19 protein-coding genes and 1 other annotated feature are annotated in these 19,373 nt (G+C 47.1%); of the genes, 12 read left to right on the top strand and 7 right to left on the bottom strand.

The genetic code is table 11. The features are described 5' to 3' along the window. The first annotated feature begins 62 nt into the window (after positions 1-62). The 12 genes from MHB43_RS20050 (at position 63) to MHB43_RS19995 (ending at position 11,748) form a co-directional block, all read left to right on the top strand. Complete coding sequence (locus MHB43_RS20050) at positions 63-716, top strand: redox-sensing transcriptional repressor Rex (RefSeq protein WP_076209939.1); 654 nt, start codon at positions 63-65, stop codon at positions 714-716. Beyond that, positions 703-2,010: an amidohydrolase gene (locus tag MHB43_RS20045; RefSeq protein ID WP_405117824.1), complete on the top strand. Its 1,308-nt coding sequence runs from the start codon at positions 703-705 to the stop codon at positions 2,008-2,010. Before MHB43_RS20050 ends, MHB43_RS20045 begins: the two co-directional genes overlap by 14 nt. A gap of 37 nt (positions 2,011-2,047) precedes the next feature. Then, entirely contained in the window at positions 2,048-2,578 is a 531-nt protein-coding gene (locus tag MHB43_RS20040) for a DUF5590 domain-containing protein (protein WP_076209941.1), read from the top strand. Between the two features lie 294 nt (positions 2,579-2,872). After that, positions 2,873-3,400, top strand: coding sequence for a hypothetical protein (locus MHB43_RS20035; protein WP_405117823.1), 528 nt, complete (start codon positions 2,873-2,875; stop codon positions 3,398-3,400). After that, a complete protein-coding gene (locus tag MHB43_RS20030) occupies positions 3,393-4,895 on the top strand; it encodes an AAA family ATPase (RefSeq protein ID WP_221820356.1) in 1,503 nt (500 codons plus the stop codon). The genes MHB43_RS20035 and MHB43_RS20030 overlap by 8 nt, the downstream gene beginning before the upstream one ends. Positions 4,896-5,028: 133 nt before the next feature. Next, positions 5,029-5,901 carry a 3-hydroxyacyl-CoA dehydrogenase family protein gene (locus MHB43_RS20025; RefSeq protein ID WP_017687750.1) on the top strand — a complete coding sequence of 291 codons (873 nt, stop codon included), beginning with the start codon at positions 5,029-5,031 and terminating at the stop codon, positions 5,899-5,901. Next, entirely contained in the window at positions 5,898-7,103 is a 1,206-nt protein-coding gene (locus MHB43_RS20020) for an acetate kinase (protein ID WP_315936014.1), read from the top strand. The genes MHB43_RS20025 and MHB43_RS20020 overlap by 4 nt, the downstream gene beginning before the upstream one ends. A gap of 101 nt (positions 7,104-7,204) precedes the next feature. Then, a complete protein-coding gene (gene asnS / locus MHB43_RS20015; protein WP_017687752.1) occupies positions 7,205-8,500 on the top strand; it encodes an asparagine--tRNA ligase in 1,296 nt (431 codons plus the stop codon). A gap of 20 nt (positions 8,501-8,520) precedes the next feature. Further along, positions 8,521-9,225: a DnaD domain protein gene (locus tag MHB43_RS20010; protein WP_405117822.1), complete on the top strand. Its 705-nt coding sequence runs from the start codon at positions 8,521-8,523 to the stop codon at positions 9,223-9,225. A 247-nt stretch (positions 9,226-9,472) separates the two neighbouring features. Then, entirely contained in the window at positions 9,473-9,973 is a 501-nt protein-coding gene (locus MHB43_RS20005) for an RNA polymerase sigma factor (protein ID WP_405117821.1), read from the top strand. Next, positions 9,966-10,418 carry a hypothetical protein gene (locus tag MHB43_RS20000; RefSeq protein ID WP_405117820.1) on the top strand — a complete coding sequence of 151 codons (453 nt, stop codon included), beginning with the start codon at positions 9,966-9,968 and terminating at the stop codon, positions 10,416-10,418. The genes MHB43_RS20005 and MHB43_RS20000 overlap by 8 nt, the downstream gene beginning before the upstream one ends. Positions 10,419-10,446: 28 nt before the next feature. Beyond that, positions 10,447-11,748, top strand: a complete 1,302-nt coding sequence (locus tag MHB43_RS19995; RefSeq protein ID WP_221820362.1) for a multi-tm2 domain protein — start codon at positions 10,447-10,449, stop codon at positions 11,746-11,748. Positions 11,749-11,898: 150 nt separating this feature from the next. Here the strand turns inward: MHB43_RS19995 and MHB43_RS19990 are convergent, their stop codons facing one another. The 7 genes from MHB43_RS19990 to MHB43_RS19960 form a co-directional block, all read right to left on the bottom strand. After that, positions 11,899-12,552 carry a methylthioribulose 1-phosphate dehydratase gene (locus MHB43_RS19990; protein ID WP_405117819.1) on the bottom strand — a complete coding sequence of 218 codons (654 nt, stop codon included), beginning with the start codon at positions 12,550-12,552 and terminating at the stop codon, positions 11,899-11,901. Between the two features lie 3 nt (positions 12,553-12,555). Next, positions 12,556-13,233, bottom strand: coding sequence for a 2-hydroxy-3-keto-5-methylthiopentenyl-1-phosphate phosphatase (locus MHB43_RS19985; protein WP_017687758.1), 678 nt, complete (start codon positions 13,231-13,233; stop codon positions 12,556-12,558). Next, complete coding sequence (locus MHB43_RS19980; RefSeq protein WP_405117818.1) at positions 13,230-14,453, bottom strand: 2,3-diketo-5-methylthiopentyl-1-phosphate enolase; 1,224 nt, start codon at positions 14,451-14,453, stop codon at positions 13,230-13,232. Before MHB43_RS19980 ends, MHB43_RS19985 begins: the two co-directional genes overlap by 4 nt. Next, positions 14,450-15,310, bottom strand: coding sequence for a pyrroline-5-carboxylate reductase (proC, locus tag MHB43_RS19975; protein WP_036607595.1), 861 nt, complete (start codon positions 15,308-15,310; stop codon positions 14,450-14,452). Before proC ends, MHB43_RS19980 begins: the two co-directional genes overlap by 4 nt. A 36-nt stretch (positions 15,311-15,346) precedes the next feature. After that, complete coding sequence (locus tag MHB43_RS19970; protein ID WP_405117817.1) at positions 15,347-16,594, bottom strand: glutamate-5-semialdehyde dehydrogenase; 1,248 nt, start codon at positions 16,592-16,594, stop codon at positions 15,347-15,349. 57 nt (positions 16,595-16,651) lie between these two features. Then, positions 16,652-17,755, bottom strand: coding sequence for a glutamate 5-kinase (gene proB, locus MHB43_RS19965; RefSeq protein WP_405117816.1), 1,104 nt, complete (start codon positions 17,753-17,755; stop codon positions 16,652-16,654). An 82-nt stretch (positions 17,756-17,837) separates the two neighbouring features. Beyond that, positions 17,838-18,052 (bottom strand) — a binding site (T-box leader). A 64-nt stretch (positions 18,053-18,116) separates the two neighbouring features. Beyond that, positions 18,117-19,325 carry a pyridoxal phosphate-dependent aminotransferase gene (locus MHB43_RS19960; protein ID WP_405117815.1) on the bottom strand — a complete coding sequence of 403 codons (1,209 nt, stop codon included), beginning with the start codon at positions 19,323-19,325 and terminating at the stop codon, positions 18,117-18,119. Between the last annotated feature and the right edge of the window lie 48 nt (positions 19,326-19,373).

Here is a 19,373-nt window from a genome sequence, read left to right as displayed (position 1 = left end):
TATACAGAATGCTCATCTTTTCATCTATTATTTTATCGTGGCCTTGGTAAGGGGGAGCAAGAATGAAATCGGATAAAATTTCGGAAGCGGTGGTACGACGTCTGCCTGTATACTTGCGTTATTTGAACGAGTTGCATCAGCGTGAGGTGGCTACTGTTTCTTCTCAAGAGCTTGGACAGAGGCTGGATCTGAATCCGGCCCAAATTCGTAAAGACCTGGCTTACTTCGGTGATTTTGGTCGTAAAGGGATCGGGTATGATGTATCCTATTTGATCGAGAAAATTCGTCACATTCTCAAGATCGATCAGCAAATTAATGTAGCTCTGGTAGGCGCGGGTAATCTAGGTCAAGCCTTGTCCAACTACAACGCATATCTGAAAGACAACATGAAGATTGTTGCTGTATTTGATGCATATGGACCGAAGATTGGTAGTCAAATCAACAGTTTGACGGTAAAACCAATGGATGAATTGACGGAAGCGGTTAAAACGGATAACATCCGCATCGGAATTATCACGGTTCCGGATACGGAAGCCCAAAATGTAGCCGATCAGCTTATTGAATCCGGAATCGAAGCGATCCTTAATTTTGCACCAACAATTCTAAAAACACCGCCGCATATCCGCATTCACCATGCTGACTTTACAACGGATCTGCTTAGTTTGGCCTATTACTTGGAGACTGGAAAGGACGACGAGGAAGATGACAACAAATAGATGGGTAATCCACAACGGCAAATTTGCCGTTAATGAAGGCGGCACAACATGGAACGTGGTCCAAGGATACATGGTTGTTGAGAATGACAAGATTGTGCATATTGGTGAGACATTGCCGGATGAAGACAAAAATAGTACCAAGGTAGATGGAAAAGGACTGTTCTTCCTGCCGGGTCTGATCAATACGCATGGTCATGCAGCGATGTCGTTGCTCAGAGGGCACGGAGACGATCTTGCATTGCAAGTATGGTTGCAGGAAAAAATGTGGCCGATGGAAGCGAAAATGACTTCAGAAGATGTATATTGGGGAACCTCGCTATCGGTGCTTGAAATGTTGAAAGGCGGAACTACGGCTTTCCTGGACATGTACGATCACATGGATCAAGTGGCCAAAGTTGTGGAGCAATCCGGCGTTAGAGCAGCACTGGCACGTGGTGTAATCGGGCTGTGCTCGGAAGAAGAGCAACTGCGGAAGCTGGAGGAGTCGGCAGCGTTTGCACGTGAGTGGAATGGACAGGCAGATGGTCGTATTACAACCGTAATCTCGCCACATGCCCCATATACATGCCCTCCTGACTACATAGAGAAGCTTGTACAGGTAGCGAATGACCTAAACCTTCCTCTCCATACACATATGTCTGAAACGCTTCGTGAAGTGGAGCAGAACGTGGCTGATTATGGACTGCGTCCTGTGGCACATCTGGAGAAACTGGGCTTTTTCTCCCGTCCATCCCTGGTTGCACATGCGGTGCATCTGAATGATGAAGAGATTGAAATTCTGGCCCGTCATGATGTGGCTGTATCCCATAACCCGGGAAGTAACCTGAAACTTGCTTCCGGAGTTGCGGGGGTACCTGCATTGCTGAAAGCAGGAGTTACCGTGTCACTCGGAACAGACGGACCAGCAAGCAACAACAACCTGGATATGTTCGAGGAAATGAGACTGGCTGCATTGATCCACAAAGGTGTATCTGGTGACCCGACGGCAGTACCGGCAGGCGAAGCGTTACTACTCGGAACGTCATATGGTGCCAAATCCATCTTCTTGAACAATACCGGAGCGCTTCAGGTCGGCATGAAGGCTGATTTTATCGCCCTTGATATTGAACAGGCACATTTCTATCCACATACAGACCTGATCTCACATACGATCTACTCGGCTTCTGCCAAAGATGTTGAGCACGTATGGGTGGATGGAAAACAAGTGGTGAAACATGGCGAATGTCTGACGCTGGATGAAGAACGTATTTTGCGTGAGTCTCAATTGGCATTTGATGGTCTGCTTGCTCGTTAATTGCAGGACAGCATCATAGGGAAAGGAAGTTCGGCTTTTGAAGAAAAAAAAGAAGTGGATATGGATTTCGCTACTTGCACTGGTTCTGATTCTGTTTGGACTTCAGCGTTATTACGTCTATGTCACGCAGGACCAGCGCAAGGAAGAAGCGCTCGCTATAGAGGCAGCACAGAAGCAACTGGGCATTACATCCTATGATGAATTGCGCAAGTACATCTGGGGAGACAAAGAAGGCTCTGACAATATCTACTGGACCCTGATCGGCAAAAATAAGGATAACCAGGATGTTATGGTCTGGGTTAAATTCGATGCAAACAATCAACCGGCTAAGGGTGCAAACGCTGTACACAGTGAGCTGCTGCAGAATGGCATGTCCGAAGCGCAGATCCGCAATCGCTTCAGTTCTGAAGTTCCTGCCGGTGAGATTAAGCGAATCATGCCCGGAGTTGTGAATGGAATATATGTGTGGCAAGTGTATTATAAAGACGGTACGCATAACCACTATCGCTTTTATCGTTTTAGCAACGGAGAACAGGTGGACCTGGTCTACACACTCCCGAACAGCTAGAACAAATAGAGTGACATAACTAGAGAATTTAAAGAAATGAAAGAACCGGCAGACGGATATCCGACTGAACCGGTTCTTTGTGTTGTCTGTAAACATTTTTGATTTAAATAGTTAAAATTAATAATTTATTCATATTTTCGCCTTCGAAATTGTATATACGATGTGATATACTCAGATATGTACTCAAAGTTACATTCAAAACAAATAAACCTGTCGAAATTATCGCAGGAGTCAATGATTCGTATATACCAATAAGCCAGTAGGTTAGGCCAAAATCTGGGAGGGGTAATTCACTTGAAGCTAAAAGTATTGCCTATTGCTTTAACTGCCGTCATTTCAGCCGTTGTGTTGTTTGGAGGTTGGTTTGTATATCGTCAGGTGGCCGTGCAGAATCCGATTGAAAAGATGGTTAACCAGTACGATGGAGTCAATGACGTTCAATTAACTATTAACCGCAATGACGTACAATTGAAACTGGATCTGCAACCTGATGTTGATTTGGGCAGACTGGTACAATATATTCACAAAGAAGGACAGACGGTGATTGGTTCACGCTCGTTAAAGCTGGATGTTGTGGATCATTCCAACGAGGCGCTTGAGAACTGGTGGGGTGATGCCATGTTTACCGTAGCCCAGGCGATGGAGAACAAGCAGTACACCGAAATTACACCAACGTTGTCGAAGATGGCGACGAACGGGATTAAAGTGAATACAGCTATGGATGACAACAATGTATATGTCAGTCTCAGTGACGGAGATGCTAGCAAGTTTATAATTCTGCCGCGTGTGCCCGGTCAGATAGGAGTGTGGCCTAATGCCTAAATGGACAAAAGAAGTTGCCATCGGATTTTTTCCTGTGTTGATTATTTTCCTTGCGTTTACTGGTGTTAATATTGTTCCGATTCTTATTGCGGCGGCGGTTGTCGGTGGTCTGCTGTTCATGATGCAAATGCGTGGCGGGATTACAGTAGGCGCTGCACAGGAACGTAAACGTAAGAAAAAAGGACCTTCCAAGCTTACTTTTGAAGAAATTGGTGGACAGGACAGTGCCAAGCAGGAATTGCGTGAAGCGCTTGACTTTCTGATCAAACATGAAGAAATCCGGAAGTTCGGGATTCGCCCGTTAAAAGGGATCTTGCTGACGGGCCCTCCAGGGACAGGGAAAACGTTGATGGCGAAGGCTGCTGCACATTACACCGATTCTATTTTTGTAGCAGCATCGGGTAGTGAATTCGTGGAAATGTATGTTGGTGTGGGTGCCAGCAGAATTCGGGATTTGTTCAAGGACGCGAGAACCCGTGCCACCAAGGAAAATAAGGAAAACGCTATTATCTTTATCGATGAAATCGATGTCATCGGGGGGAAACGTGAGGGTGGTCAACAGCGTGAATATGATCAGACTCTGAATCAGCTCCTGACGGAAATGGATGGAATCTATTCTTCCGATACGCCAAGAATTCTGGTTATCGCTGCAACGAACCGTAAAGAGATGCTGGATAGCGCCCTAACGCGACCGGGACGTTTTGACCGTCACATTCAAGTGGACTTGCCTGACAAAAAGGGCAGAAAGCATATTCTGGAACTGCATGCGGTGAACAAACCTCTGTTGAAGGAAGTTAATCTGGAGAAAACAGCGGAAGAATCATATGGTTTCTCTGGTGCACAACTCGAAAGTGTGATGAACGAAGCGGCAATATACGCCATGCGGGATGGGCTGTTGAACATCGAACAGCGGCACTTGTCTCTGGCTATTGATAAAGTCATGATGGGTGAAAAGACAGACCGTGAGTCCAGTGTGGAAGAGAAGAAAAGGGTCGCTATTCATGAGTTGGGACATGCCATTATGGCTGAACTTGTTCGTCCAGGCAGTGTTAGTCAGGTGGCACTCAGTCCGCGTGGTCAGGCGCTGGGATATGTCCGTCATAACCCGCAACAGGAACAGTTCCTATATACGAAGCGCTTCCTGGAAGAGCAGATCATGATTGCACTCGGAGGAGCAGCTGCGGAGGAAATGTACTACGGTGGTCGTTCCACAGGTTCACGCAATGACTTCGATCAGGCAACCAATGTTGTGCAGACGATGATGGCTTCCGGATTGACTTCACTTGGGATAGTGAACATGGATATGGTGACAACCGAGGAACTGATGAGAGAGAATAAATTAATTCTGCAAGAACTGATGGAACAGACGAAGCGGTTGCTTGAAGAACAACGGACAATTTTCGACAATTCACTCGACATCTTGATTCGTGAGGAAGTTTTGTCTGGCGAACAATTTCGTTGTCAATTTCGTGACAGTGCCCTTCTACCAGCATAATTTATTTATGCTGGTTATTTTTTTTTACATTTCACTCGTGCTAAGATATTATTATATGTTGGGTCGAAATTTGTAATTTTCGGCGAACAGGGTACAATAGAGAAATAGAGAACCGAAAGGATGGAGCAGAACCATGTTTTTCAAAAAAATAGGAGTTGTCGGCGGCGGTACGATGGGACAAGGTATTTCCCAGATGCTCGCAGCTAAAGGACTTGATGTGCTTCTCGTGGAGCATACAACACAAAAGCTGGATCATGCATATGACATGATCGAAACCAATCTGGATAAACAACTGGAGAAATGGGCGATTACAAAAGCGGAGAAGAAATTGATTCTTTCCCGCATTACCAAGGTAGCTCATTTAGCTGAACTTGGAACTTGCGACATGGTCATTGAGACAATTTCAGAGGATCTGGATGCGAAAAAAGCAGTATTCAGCCAACTGGACCAAGTTTGTCCAAGCAATGTCATTCTGGCAAGTAATACATCCACGCTGAGTTTGACCGAGCTTGCAAGCTCGACCAAATATCCAGAGCGTGTTATTGGCATGCACTTTATTCACCCGGTATCCCGGGTTGATCTTGTAGAGATTATTCGTGGACTGAAAACTTCGGATACAACATTCGAAGAGACCAGACGTTTTGTTGAAGAAGTAGCGGACAAAAAAGGAGTCATGATTTATGAATCCCCTGGATTCGTAACTTCCCGTCTGATCTGCCTGCTGATTAACGAAGCGTTGCATGTATTGCAAGAAGGTGTTGCATCTGCTGAAGATATCGATGATGCAATGCGTATCGGATACAACTTCCAACATGGACCACTCGAAATGGCTGACCGTTTCGGATTGGATTCTGTTGAAGCTGCACTCGAAAGAATGTTCCGTGAATTCGGAGAATTGAAATATCGTCCTTCTACAGTCCTGAAGAAAATGGTGCGTGCAGGACACCTGGGTGCCAAAACAGGCGAAGGATTCTTCAAGTACGACAAGGATGGTGACCGACTGTGAAAGTACTCGTAATTAATGCGGGGAGTTCCTCGCTCAAATATCAACTGTATAATATGACTGACGAATCTGTACTGGCTAAAGGTCTGGTAGAGCGGATCGGAATGGATTCCTCCATCCTGACACACAAACCGACAGGCCGTGAGGATGTTACAGAAGTTAGTGAGATTCTGGAGCATACAACAGCGATCCGTAAAGTCATTGATATTTTGACTCACAAAGAAAATGGTGTACTGGATTCTGTAAGTGAAATTCAAGCGGTTGGACACCGTGTTGTTCACGGTGGTGAAGCATTTAAAGAATCTGCATTGGTAGATGATGCTGCCAAAGCTGAAATTCGTCGTTTGTTCGACTTGGCTCCACTTCATAACCCTGCAGCAATGATGGGTATTCGTGCGGCTGAATTAAATATGCCTGGTGTGCCACAGGTAATGGTCTTTGATACAGCGTTCCATCAGACGATGCCGGAAAAAGCTTATCTGTATGCTATTCCGCGTGTGCTTTACAAAAAATATAAAGTACGTCGTTACGGCGCACATGGTACTTCCCATGATTTCGTAAGCAAGGCTGCTGCTGAGTATCTGGATCGTCCATTGGAAGATCTGAAAATCATCACTTGTCACGTGGGTAACGGTGGTAGTGTAACGGCAGTTAAAGGTGGCGTATCCGTGGATACTTCGATGGGTATGACTCCACTTGAGGGACTGATGATGGGAACACGTAGTGGTGACCTTGATCCAGCCATCGTACCTTATGTAATGAACAAGGAAGAACTGAGCGTAAGTGAAGTGAACTCCATGTTGAACAAACACAGTGGATTGCTTGCGATCTCCGGAATCAGCAGTGACATGCGTGAGATTACGGAAGGTATGGAGAATGGCGATGCCAACTCCACGCTTGCTTTTGAAATGTACGAATACCGTCTGCGTAAATACATCGGCTCATATGCAGCTGCAATGAACGGTGTAGACGTGATCGTCTTTACGGCAGGTGTAGGTGAGAACTCCGTTGTACTTCGCCAAAAAGTATGTGAGCAACTCACTTATCTGGGTGTTGAACTGGATGAAGCGCTGAATGCCATTCGTTCCGGCGAACCGCGCCGGATCACAACAGCGAATTCCAAAGTGGAAGTTCTCGTTGTGCCAACAAACGAAGAATTGGTCATTGCACGTGATACACACCGAATCGTATTGAATTCTCAGTAATCTAACTGTAAAGTAAATATAGAATGACAAGGAAGTGCAGAGGACAGGCATAAGCCTGCCCGCTGCATTTTCAAATTCAGGAATCAAGGGGAGATATGGGCATGAATACGAATTGTGTAATTCGTAATGTGAACGAGCATGTGGGCGAAACCGTAACAATCGGTGCCTGGATTAACAACAAACGTTCCAGCGGTAAAATTCAGTTTTTGCAGCTGCGTGATGGAACCGGATATATCCAAGGGGTCGTTGTAAAAAGTGAAGTTAGTGAAGAGATCTGGAACAATGCGAAAAGCCTGACCCAAGAAAGCTCTTTGTATGTTACAGGTATTATTCGTGAAGAACCTCGCAGTGCGTCCGGTTACGAGATGACTGTTACAGGGGTTGAGATTATTCACCTGACTGAAAACTATCCAATTACGCCTAAAGAGCATGGTGTTGATTTCTTGATGGATCATCGTCATCTGTGGCTTCGTTCCACGAAGCAACGTGCTGTTATGGTGATTCGTGCAGAGATTATTCGCGCTGTTCAGCAGTTCTTTGATGGTAACGGATTCACACAAGTTGATCCTCCGATTTTGACACCATCGTCTGCGGAAGGAACAACGAACCTGTTCCACATCAAATACTTTGATGAAGATGCTTATCTGACACAAAGTGGTCAATTGTATATGGAAGCTGCAGCTATGGCGCTGGGCAAGGTATATTCCTTTGGTCCAACATTCCGCGCAGAGAAGTCCAAAACACGTCGTCACTTGATTGAGTTCTGGATGATTGAGCCGGAAATGGCATTTGTAGATCACGAGGAAAGTCTGCGTGTACAAGAGAAATTTATCGCTCATGTCGTTCAATCCGTGGTGAAAAACTGCCGTGCAGAACTGGAATCTATCGGTCGTGACGTATCCAAACTCGAAGGCATCGTAGCGCCATTCCCGCGTATTACGTATGATGAAGCTATTGAATTCCTGCATGGACAAGGCTTTGATATTCCTTGGGGAGAGGACTTTGGTGCACCGCACGAAACAGCAATTGCTGAGAAGTATAATACACCGGTCTTTATCACACATTACCCTGCTGGAATCAAGGCATTTTATATGAAACCAGATCCGAATCGTCCTGAAGTTGTCCTCTGTGCGGATATGATTGCACCAGAAGGCTACGGAGAGATTATTGGCGGTTCACAGCGTATCGATGATCCGGAATTGATGCAACAACGTTTTGAGGAGCACAATCTCTCGGATGAAGCTTACCAATGGTATCTGGATTTGCGTAAATACGGATCGGTTCCTCACTCCGGTTTCGGTCTGGGATTGGAGCGGACGGTAGCATGGATCTGTGGATTGGATCATGTACGTGAAACAATCGCATTCCCACGTATGCTCTATCGTCTGTACCCTTAATGCTTAACCGGGGAGCGTCTATGGAAGACACTACATCCAAAGCTTGGATGGATGGAGCAGCTTATGGCATGACTTCGGGTACAGCCCATCTGCCGTATGCCTTGTTACGTTATTATCACCAGCTTGGCCTATCAGATGCAGAAGTTCTTCTTCTGATTCAACTGCTAGGGTTCCGTCAGGCAGAGTTCAATGAGTTTCCCACGCTTGAAGAGCTTGCGGCGCGCATGGGACTTGCACCTGAAGGCATTGCCAGAATGTTGCAACGTCTAATGAGGGATGGGTATATTGCTATTGACGAGCACCGTGACGAAGAACGGGACATCCAGTACGAGCGATATGATTTACATGGATTATATGCCAAGCTTGCAGCATGTACTGCTGAAGAAGTAGCCGCATTCCGTGCGGAGCAGCAGAGTAGCAATTCAGCACGTCAAGATTCGAACAGTGTTCAAAAAGAAGAGGAAGAACGGAACATGTTCTCCATCTTTGAAAAAGAATTCGGACGTCCGCTCTCGCCAATGGAGTGCGAGACGATATCCGGCTGGTTGGATCAGGACCGTTATCAAGAGGAATTGATTCTCATGGCTCTGAAGGAAGCGGTGTTTGCAGGCAAAGTACATTTTCGGTATATCGATCGAATCCTGCTTGAGTGGAGTCGCAATCGTGTCAAGACCGTTCAAGACGCGAAGGCGTACACACAGCGGTTTCGTAATGGTGGACGTTAATTCCAGCGTAGACAGGGACAAGAAACAGGCCAGAAGTCATTCTGTGCCTGTTTTTTTTGGATTAAAGATTGGATGAGTGATCAGCAACATCAACCTTTCAGGCAATGATTTCATTTTGTTTTACAAAAATTTGATGGATCACGCAGGGGTTAACACACAAGCTGTCGTCTATAGTATTGGAGAGGAGGGGAGAGTTATTGATGAAGCGCGCGTAATCGAACAAATCCGTCAAGGAGATACATCCCAGATGCGTACTCTGATTGATAAGTATAGCCAGCATGTATACCATGTGGCCTATTCCGTACTCAGGAACGATCAGGAAGCACAGGATGCAGCTCAGGAGGCGTTCATACAGATGTATAAGTCTCTCCCCGACTACCGTTCTGAAGGTTTCAAAACGTGGTTAACCCGAATTGCCTTTCACAAAGCGATTGATGCCAAACGCAAGCTGGGCAGACGAGCTGCTGAGGATCCGGGTGGAGAAGAAAAAATAATCAATATGCCCGGACGGGATGAAGACGTTCTTACCCGTCTCGTTCGTGAAGAACGTCAGGATAAACTTCTCGAACGAATTAATCAGTTGCCTGCTCAGCATCGTGACATTATCACTGCGTATTATCTAAGCGAAAAAAATTATGAGCAGATTGCCAGTGATGCACAGGTGGCTGTGAAGACCGTGGAATCCCGCTTGTATCGTGCCCGGCAGTGGATTCGAAAACATTGGAAGGAGGATGAATGGCGTGAGTAAACAGGAGAAGTATACCGCTGCGCAATGGACTGATTATATTGAAGGCCATATGAGTGAAACTCAAGCGAACCAAATGGAACAGCTTCTGCTGGAAGATCCGGATGCGATGGACATATATTTGGAAGCGCTCGGTATCCATGGGGAACTGCCTCCGTTGTCTGACCCGGCAGGGTTTGCGGATTCAGTCATGCATCGGATTGAAGGCATTCAATCCTCTAAGTCTCAACGTAAATCCCGCGCTGGACGAAACCGGCGCTGGCTTGAACATAAAGTGTTTCATTATGCGGTAGCAGCCTGTCTGACATTGATCTTCCTCTCATCTGGACTTTTTGACAAGGTAGCCCCTTATCACAAGTTCCAGGATGGCGACCACAGAGGGTCTTTCACCGAGAAATGGACGGAGACAGCCACTTCATGGCTGGATAACCTCAAGCCTAAACCATAAATGGTTTCGCATTGCCTGAAAAGAAAGGATGACGACTGTGCACTCAGATCGTAACAAATTACTCGCATTTCTATTAAACCTGATACCCGGTCTTGGTTTCATGTATTGGGGACGGGCTGCAAGAGCCGTGATTTATCCATTGCTTTTCTTCGGAACAGCTGTTGGTTCATTCATGTTAGCCATGGTCACTAATGAACAAGATTTATTGATTTTCGGTGCACTTTTTGCTGCTTTCTTCTGGGGGATCAGCATGCTGGATATGGTTATTGTTCTGCTCCGTACACCTTCTGCCCGAGAAGCACATTATAGGGGATACGGTGCGGCTTATGGAGCGCCTCCACACCAAGGGGCAGCCTACCAGGGAGCATACATGGGTCAGCAAGGGCCTATGGAGCAGATGAATGAAGATGAGCTGCATCAACATCCAGGTGGTGAATATGGCCATCCTGAGGGGCCCTATGGTCAACCCATGTACCAAAAAGGCAGTGAGGGTGAACGATTCTTCACTATTTTGCTCTCATTTGTTCCAGGATTGGGACATCTTCATCTGGGATTGTTGCATCGCGGGTTGTCCTTCCTGATGGCGTTCTTTGGTTCATTTGCCATGATGGTTTTTGTAGCTTCGATCACCAATGAATCGGTATTTTTGATGTTCCTACTCATACTGCCTGTAATATGGGTATACTGCATGTTTGACGCGGTACAGCATGTCCACCGTAAGCAGGCTGGTGAGATATTGCAGGATCGGACATTATTCGAAGAATTGGAGATGGGCAGAGTAGCCGGACGACGTAGCAAAGTGCTTGCAACGCTGCTATCTGCTTTTCCAGGTGCAGGTCATCTATATCTTGGATTGCAGAAAAGAGGCATGCAATTGATGTTCCTGTTCCTGGGCAGCATCTATGTTCTGGACCTGCTTCATTTATCGGTGTTTCTGTTCATGATTCCGTTGATCTGGTTCTACAGCTTCTTTGACGGGCTACAGTGCTCCAGTCGCTATGGACGCGAGCCTTTGGTTGATCAACCGATCTTCAAGGACTGGGCCCGCCATCAGCGTCTGATTGGATTCGGGATTGCCGCGCTGGGTCTATATTACCTGGCGATCCGTCTTGTCATTCCTCAGCTGAATGAACTCTTCCCTAATGCATTTATGACGTATGAGATACGTTCCTATTTAAATACCGTCATCGTATCCTTGCTGCTCATTTTTGGCGGTTTGAAACTGCTGTTTGGCAAGCAACGGGGGACGGGTATCCAAAGTGGTACTCATCGAAATGATGAGGGAGCAGACAGTCTCTTTTTATTCAAGGATCGGGATGATCGACTGTAGAGTGACCTAAAGATTATTTACACTGACACTACGATGACAGAGCAACCTTTCAATCGCTGTTATCCCACAACAAAAACACGCCAAAGGCTTATGTATATCAGCCTCTGGCGTGTTTTTGGTTGTGCAGCTTTGATTTCGAATAAATGATTGCTATTTCGTAGCGTTCTTCAGCAGAAGTTGACGGTACATCACTTCGAACAGGAACTCGAACGCTTCCAGATGACGTTTCGCTTCAAAAGCATCTTTACCCCAGGCATAAATACCATGGTTCCGAAGCAAGATCCCTGGTACATTGGCATCTAGAACATCCGGTACCAATTCAGCGATAGATGGAATATCCGCAAAGTTAGGCAGGACAGGTACACGAATCTCCGCATTTTCTTCCCAAATGTTAAAAGCCTTGATCAATTCAATTCCTTGAATCGGTACGTGCCCATCTGCTCCAAAGAATTCACTGATCAGGTTGTTAAACACGGAATGCACGTGGAATACAGCACCGCAGCCGGTCAAACGATAGATTTCGCAGTGAATCAACGTTTCGGCACTTGGTTTCAACGTTGTTGTTTCAATCGCTTTACCATGCTTGTCTACAAAAAGGAAGTCTTCAGGTGTGCGAAGAGATTTGTCTTTGCCAGAGGCGGTAACCGCAAAATAAAATTGCTCTGGATCAAAATCTCCTACACGCATCGACAGGTTGCCACTTGTTCCAGGGAACCAGTTACGACTGGCGAACAGTGCTTTAATATCAGCCAGTTCTTCCAGGACCTGACGTTTGTGTTCCAATGTAATCTTTTCAAAACCCATCGTTTACAGCACTCCTTGTGTTTGCTTCTGTTTCATATCTTCGATGATATCGTAAAAGGTAGCGAATGGGACATGGTCCACACCAAGTTCAATACATTTATCCGTCAAAATGGAGCGGGAGTAGACGAGATCGGCAATCTTTGCACCCTCAAAATCTGTCAGACTGTCTCCAATAAGAATTCGATTGTATTGTTCTTCCGGGAAGGTACGAATCACGGTTGTTTTGCACATGCCGCAGCCATTCTCACAAGGAGGTTGGCAGGGATTCGGCCATTCAATCTTAATGGTTTCACCCGAGAAGTCAGCTCCGTTGCAATAGACATGATCCTGCGGGATATGAAATGGTGCGAGTAACGGTTCGATAAAAAAGTCCATACCCCCGCTGGTCACATTGAATTCGATCCCTTCGCTGCGAACGTAGTCAAGAAACTCGCTGAATCCTTCACGGATCCCCGCTTGTCCAAGCACGAACTCCACAATTTCATCTTTCTGGGATGCAGGCAGAAGAGCGAACATGGCTCCAACACCTTCACGCAGCGAGATTTTTTGCTCAATCGTATCTTTCATAATCGCTTCAATGCCCTCAGGCTTGAAATGTTTCATGATTGCAACAATATTGTCCGAGAGCGTAATCGTACCGTCAAAGTCACAGAAAATGACTGTTTTCTTATCACTTCTCATCGTTCGCCACCCCACAGATCCAATGCGCTTTTCAGCTCTGGATGCTCAGTTGCATACTGAGCGAGTGGAATGGAACGCTGGGCTGCCTCAATCGCTTGCAGGAATGCACGTCCGCCTGCTTCAGTGCCCATAGGATGTCCATGAATACCGCCACCAGCATTAACGATGACATCTGTGCCAAAGTCGCGCAAAATAAGCGGTACAAGGCCTGGATGGATACCGGCTGAAGGTACGGGCATACTGGTTCGTACTGGCAGATCAGCTGTCAGTAATTGCTCCGTGATCGCCATGTTTTCTTCCTTCGGCATCGTTACTGATCCATAAGGAGAAGGGAAGAGCACCAGATCGGCACCCGCAAGACGCATCAACTGGCCAAGTACAACCGAAGCCGAGATGCCGTAATGTGGTGAAGGATACAGTGCACCTGCAAGAGCAGGGTGAGCCATAATCGGCACATTGATATCAGGATCACTGCTGAGTTCATGCAGGACATCATATCCGTATGACAATACGTTGAACAACAAGGCATTTGCTCCTGCACCAATAGCGCGTTCAGCCTGCTGCTTCAAACGAGATGTAGGTCCTGTAAGATTGGTTGCATAAAGAAGTTTCTTGCCTGTCTCCTGGCGTGCCTGTTCGGCAGCTTTCATGCAGACCTCGACTCTTTTTTCGATAGGGGTCAATTTATTCTCGAACAGAATTTCATCGTCCTTGATCAGATCAACGCCTCCAAGGGCCTGACGAATAAATTGTTCACGCAGTTCATCTGCATCCAGCCCAATAACCGATTTGAAGATACTCATTAACAGTGGACGGTCATGTACACCAAGCAGATCACGAACACCATTCAGTCCAAACTTGGGTCCCGGGAATGCACTCAGGAAGCCATCCGAGAAACCAAGCTTTGTTAATTTGATCCGGCCATCCATTGAGATTTTGCCAAAGACCGTCACGAGCAGGGCAGGGATATCACGGCTGAAGTTAACATCAGGATATCCGATGGTAATATCAGCGTAACGCTCACCCGCAGCCATTCCATCAGCTTCATGGACTTCTACGCTGATTACTTCGCCCAGATGTTTCTGCATCGCTTCACGCTGGGCTTGTGGCAACTCAGTCCAGCTACCCACGGTCATGCCAATCGCGATGGACTGAGCTTTCTTGCGAAAGTCTGCATGATCATCATGCAGACGATATGTGGCTGTGCACATGTTATTCATTTTAAATCCCCTTCCAAAGCAGCTCCCATCTCCCGTGAGCGCTCTGCACAGCGGTTGACGGCTGCGATTACATTTTCAAAGAAATCTCCTTCGTCCAGCGTTTTCAGCGCTGCCTGGGTTGCCCCTCCCGGGGATGTCACATCACTACGAAGCTTCATCGGTTCCAAACCGGTTTGTTGTACCATACGTGATGCGCCCAGCACCGTCTGAACTGTGAGATCACGAGATTGCTGGCTGGATAAACCACCACGAATACCTGCGGCAATCATGGCCTCCATTAGATAGTATACATAAGCAGGGCCGCTTCCGGAAATCCCTGTGAGTACTTCGAGTTTATCTTCAGGCACAATGGTCACGATTCCAACTGCTTCAAACATGGTCATTACCGTACTGCGCTGATCATCCGTAATCTCCGCAGAGAAGGCAAGACCGGTTGCGCCAAGTCCGATGGTACTGGATGTATTCGGCATGGTTCTGGCGATCGGTTGTTTACGACCGAGCAAGGACTGCATCGTGCGGATTGATAATCCGGCAATGACAGATACGATCAGTTGATCAGGTGATAACAGCGGACCCAGTTCGCGCAGTGCTGCGGCAGCATCTTTGGGTTTCATACAGAGTACAATGACCGGAGTGGAGGCAAGGTGATCCAGAGATTGTGAGGCCGTTCCGGTATGTACAGCATAACGGGTGCTGAGCTCCTCCTGACGTTTCTGGTTGCTGCGGTTCAGCATCGTAATATCCTGAGGACGAACGACTAGGCGGGAGATCAGTCCGCGCACGATGGCTTCAGCCATCGCGCCTGCTCCGTGGAAAGTAATCTTCTGTTGTAGTAACGTCTGTTGCTCTTGACTCATATTTATCGTTCCTCCTATATAACTGGTGCTGAGATATTATTGACGAATCTGTCCATTGCCTGTAATCCGATATTTGGTTGATGTCAGTGCTGGCAGTCCCATCGGTCCACGTGCATGCAGTTTCTGGGTACTGATTCCGATTTCGGCTCCATAGCCAAATTCAAATCCGTCAGTGAAACGTGTGGACGCATTGTGATAGACGGCTGCTGCATCCACATCATGCATAAAACGCTCTGCATGGGCTGTATCCCGGGTTACGATACACTCGGAATGTTTGGTTCCGTAATGTGCGATGTGCTGCATCGCTTCATCCAGATTCTTGACCACACGGATATTTAAAATATAATCGTTGTACTCGGTCGCATAGTCTTCCTCGGTTGCCTCAAGAGCGGAAGGGACAAGACGGCGTACCGTGTCGCAACCTTTCAAAATCACATTGGCCTCACGGAATTGTTCGGCAAGAGCAGGCAGGTGCTCTTCCGCGTATGCGGCATGTAGCAGTAACGTTTCCATGGAGTTACATACAGAAGGACGTTGTGCCTTGGCATTGATGGCAATTTCGGCTGCCATGACCGGATCGGCTGTTTCATCCACATAGGTATGGCAGATGCCAGCCCCAGTTTCGATGACAGGTACGGTTGCATTGGCAACCACATTACGAATGAGCGAAGCCCCGCCTCGTGGAATAATAACGTCCAGTAATCCGTTCAGTTTGAGCATTTCATCCACGGAAGCACGATCTGCATCCTCAACCAGTTGCAGCGCATCAGCAGGCACGTCTGTGGTTGTGAGTGCCTGATGCAGTACCTCGACAATTTTGCGGTTGGAGGACAAGGCAGAGGAGCCGCCGCGCAGAAGCACCGCATTACCTGTTTTGAGACATAATCCGGCTGCGTCCACGGTTACATTAGGTCGAGCTTCGTAGATGATACCGATCAGACCAATCGGCACTCTAAGTTTTTCAACATGCAATCCGTTAGGACGGGTAAATGTCTCCAATACTTCACCGACTGGATCAGGGAGATCCGCAATCTGACGTAATCCTTCAGCAATGCCAACAATGCGCTCTTTATTGAGGGCGAGTCGATCCAGCATGGATTCCGGCGTACCTTGTTCTCTGCCGCGTTCCAGATCTTCGGCGTTTGCCGTAATGATGGAATCTGTCTCCTTAATCAAAGCATTTGCCATGACACGCAGGGCTGTATTTTTCTGTTCTGTATTCAATCGGTTCAGCTGTGGAACCGCGGCTTGGGCCTTGATGGCTTTTTCTCTGACTTCACTCATCTTAATTCCTCCTCATATATATAATCTTAAAATTTTAACCACTATATAGCTTCATAGTTATTTTAACGTAATCCATTCGTCTCTATGAATAACTTCAAGTCTGTGGATGCTAGAAAGTTGTTTCATCACTTCGCCACTGGGAAGTCCGGCAATAAGTCGAAGCTGGTCATCATCATAATTGACGATACCGCGACCGAGCAAGGTTTCATCCATGCCAATGACCTCTACGACGTCTCCTGCATGGAATGTTCCCAGTACTCGCTTGACCCCTACAGGCAGAAGACTGTGGCCCCCATGGACAAGTGCTTCTTCAGCACCATCATCCACAACGACGGTTCCCAGCGGAGTGGACATGAAGCCCAGCCACTGCTTTTTACGGGATAACGAAGCGAGTCGTGTCTCAAAGTAAGTTCCTTTGCCCGTGCCATCCACTGCCTTCTGCATATCTCCGGGTTCTTTCACACTTCCCACAAATACCGGTACGCCTCCACGTGTAGCAACCTTGGCAGCATCAACTTTGGATCGCATTCCGCCTGTGCCAACCGATGATCCTGAACCGCCGGCAAAAGCATAGATCTCAGCCGTTATTTCGGGAATACGGTCGTAACGAACGGCAGAAGGATCTTTGCGCGGATCTGCGGTGTATAGTCCGTTGGTATCCGTAAGAATGATCAGATGTTGAGCCTTCACCAGGTTCGCAACGAGCGCGGACAACAGATCATTATCACCAAACTTCAATTCGTCCACCGAAACTGTATCATTCTCATTGAAAATTGGAATCACTCGCTGTTTGAGCAGCTCTTCTACGGTCATGCCTGCATTACCCATGCGTTTACGACTGTGAAAGTCTGTACGAGTTAACAGGATTTGCGCTGTAGTAACGCGGTGCGCTGCAAAAGCCTGTTGATATGCCTGCATCAGTAATGCCTGCCCAACGGCCGCTGCGGCTTGTTTCTCATGTAGCAGTTTGGGGCGCTGAGGATAACCGATCTCACGGAATCCGGCCGCTACCGCTCCTGAGGTGACCAAGAGCACTTCATGACCCTGATCAGCCAATGCTGCAATTTCTCCGGCAAAAAAAGTGATCGAACTGCGATCCAGACCGCCTTCTTCCGTTGTAAGCGAGCTGCTTCCAATCTTAACTACAATACGTGAAGTCATGGTTTCACTTCCTTAAACATGATTATTAAGTGCTTCTGGAGCAGGCTTTAGCGGGTACAAAAAAAACTCCCGCCCTTTAGTTAAAAAGGACGAAAGTTCGTTACTTCCGCGGTACCACCTTTATTGATGAATAAATCATCCGGCTTCATGCCCTGTAACAGAAGGCACTGTCCTGTACGTAACAGGCCGCTCAGGGGTAGGTTTCAGAGAAGAGTCGCGGTAAATTCTTTCAGCAGGGTGGAATTTACTCTCTGGGCGCGACTGATATTCTCTTACTGGTCCCGTCATCACGTTTCGTTCAATATTTCTTATAACATACCATGGAAAGTTGGCATATGCAAAGGGGTTATGGTCCTGTAAATTACTTGAATAAATTCAGTTTGCCAATCCGCTCCACAGCTTCGCGTAATCGGTTTTCATCACTTAGCAGTCCTGCGCGCACATAGCCTTCACCATGTGAACCAAAACCAATACCTGGGGCTACGGCCACCTTGGCTTCTCGCAGTAACAAGTCTGCAAATGAAGCGGAGGTATAACCGGCAGGTACAGGCAACCAGCTGAAGAATGAACCTGCTGGTTTCGAAGCTTGCCAGCCAATAGAGGATAGAGCGTCATAAAACGCATTGCGACGCGATTCGTAGCGGGAAACCAGTGAGGCAACACATTGCTGAGAGCCAGTCAGTGTTTCCGTTGCCGCAGCTTGAATTCCACCGAAAAGACTGACATAGATATGATCCTGAAGCAGATTGATTTTAGAGACAATCTCTGCATTACCGAGTGCGAATCCAACACGCCATCCAGCCATATTGTATGTTTTGGATAACGTATAGAATTCAATGCCCACTTCTTTGGCACCAGGGGCTTGCAGGAAACTGACTGGACGATGTCCGTCGAATCCAATTGCACCGTAAGCAAAGTCGCTGGCTACTACGATTTGATTTTGAATGGCGAATTCTACCGTATCTTCGTAGAACGAAAGGGGTGCCGTTGCTGACGTTGGGTTGTTGGGATAGTTCAGGAACATCAGCTTGGCTTTCTCCCGATCTTCGGCTGTAACAGCTTCATAATCCGGCAGGAATGCGTTAGACTCCAGCAAAGGCATAAATGACATGTTTGCTTTGGCGAGCGCAACACCAGACCAGTAATCCGGGTAGCCGGGATCTGGAACGAGAACGGTGTCGCCGGGGTTAAGCAGTACCTGTGGTAACTGAACCAGACCTGTTTTGCCTCCGAACAGAATGGCTACTTCAGTCTCGGGGTCCAGATCAACGTTGTAATCTTCCTTATAACGTTTGGCGACAGCTTCCTTCAGGAAAGAGTACCCTCTAAAAGGGGAGTATTTGTGGTAGAGGGGATTCTCAGCCGACTCTTGCAGTGTTTTCACAATATGAGGTGGTGTAGGTGTATCCGGGTTCCCCTGACCCAGATTGATCACGTCATGTCCACTTGCGATTTCACGATTTACATTTTGAACAAGGGTAGCAAAAAATTGCGTTGGCAGCTGTGTCATCACATCAGAAGTCGGTATCTTAAAAGCTGAACGAGCAGATGTATGGTCTGAATGGGTCATTAGATTCATCACTCCGGTTTATTAAAAATGGCAAATAGTTCTCATTAA

This window comes from Paenibacillus sp. FSL H8-0317, from assembly GCF_045040685.1.
Lineage (GTDB): Bacteria > Bacillota > Bacilli > Paenibacillales > Paenibacillaceae > Paenibacillus.
The sequence above is the reverse complement of the archived record's forward strand: the minus strand, read 5'-3'. Positions and strand labels throughout refer to the sequence as shown.

Bases quoted from the DNA above. Each gene is read 5' to 3' on its own strand.
- proC (WP_036607595.1), bottom strand. From the start codon at position 15,310: ATGAGTCAAGAGCAACAGACGTTACTACAACAGAAGATTACTTTCCAC.
- MHB43_RS19985 (WP_017687758.1), bottom strand. From the start codon at position 13,233: ATGAGAAGTGATAAGAAAACAGTCATTTTCTGTGACTTTGACGGTACG.
- MHB43_RS19980 (WP_405117818.1), bottom strand. From the start codon at position 14,453: ATGAATAACATGTGCACAGCCACATATCGTCTGCATGATGATCATGCA.
- MHB43_RS20005 (WP_405117821.1), top strand. From the start codon at position 9,473: ATGCGTACTCTGATTGATAAGTATAGCCAGCATGTATACCATGTGGCC.
- MHB43_RS20030 (WP_221820356.1), top strand. From the start codon at position 3,393: ATGCCTAAATGGACAAAAGAAGTTGCCATCGGATTTTTTCCTGTGTTG.
- asnS (WP_017687752.1), top strand. From the start codon at position 7,205: ATGAATACGAATTGTGTAATTCGTAATGTGAACGAGCATGTGGGCGAA.
- MHB43_RS20045 (WP_405117824.1), top strand. From the start codon at position 703: ATGACAACAAATAGATGGGTAATCCACAACGGCAAATTTGCCGTTAAT.
- proB (WP_405117816.1), bottom strand. From the start codon at position 17,755: ATGACTTCACGTATTGTAGTTAAGATTGGAAGCAGCTCGCTTACAACG.
- MHB43_RS19970 (WP_405117817.1), bottom strand. From the start codon at position 16,594: ATGAGTGAAGTCAGAGAAAAAGCCATCAAGGCCCAAGCCGCGGTTCCA.
- MHB43_RS19995 (WP_221820362.1), top strand. From the start codon at position 10,447: ATGACGACTGTGCACTCAGATCGTAACAAATTACTCGCATTTCTATTA.
- MHB43_RS20010 (WP_405117822.1), top strand. From the start codon at position 8,521: ATGGAAGACACTACATCCAAAGCTTGGATGGATGGAGCAGCTTATGGC.
- MHB43_RS19960 (WP_405117815.1), bottom strand. From the start codon at position 19,325: ATGACCCATTCAGACCATACATCTGCTCGTTCAGCTTTTAAGATACCG.
- MHB43_RS20050 (WP_076209939.1), top strand. From the start codon at position 63: ATGAAATCGGATAAAATTTCGGAAGCGGTGGTACGACGTCTGCCTGTA.
- MHB43_RS19990 (WP_405117819.1), bottom strand. From the start codon at position 12,552: ATGGGTTTTGAAAAGATTACATTGGAACACAAACGTCAGGTCCTGGAA.
- MHB43_RS20025 (WP_017687750.1), top strand. From the start codon at position 5,029: ATGTTTTTCAAAAAAATAGGAGTTGTCGGCGGCGGTACGATGGGACAA.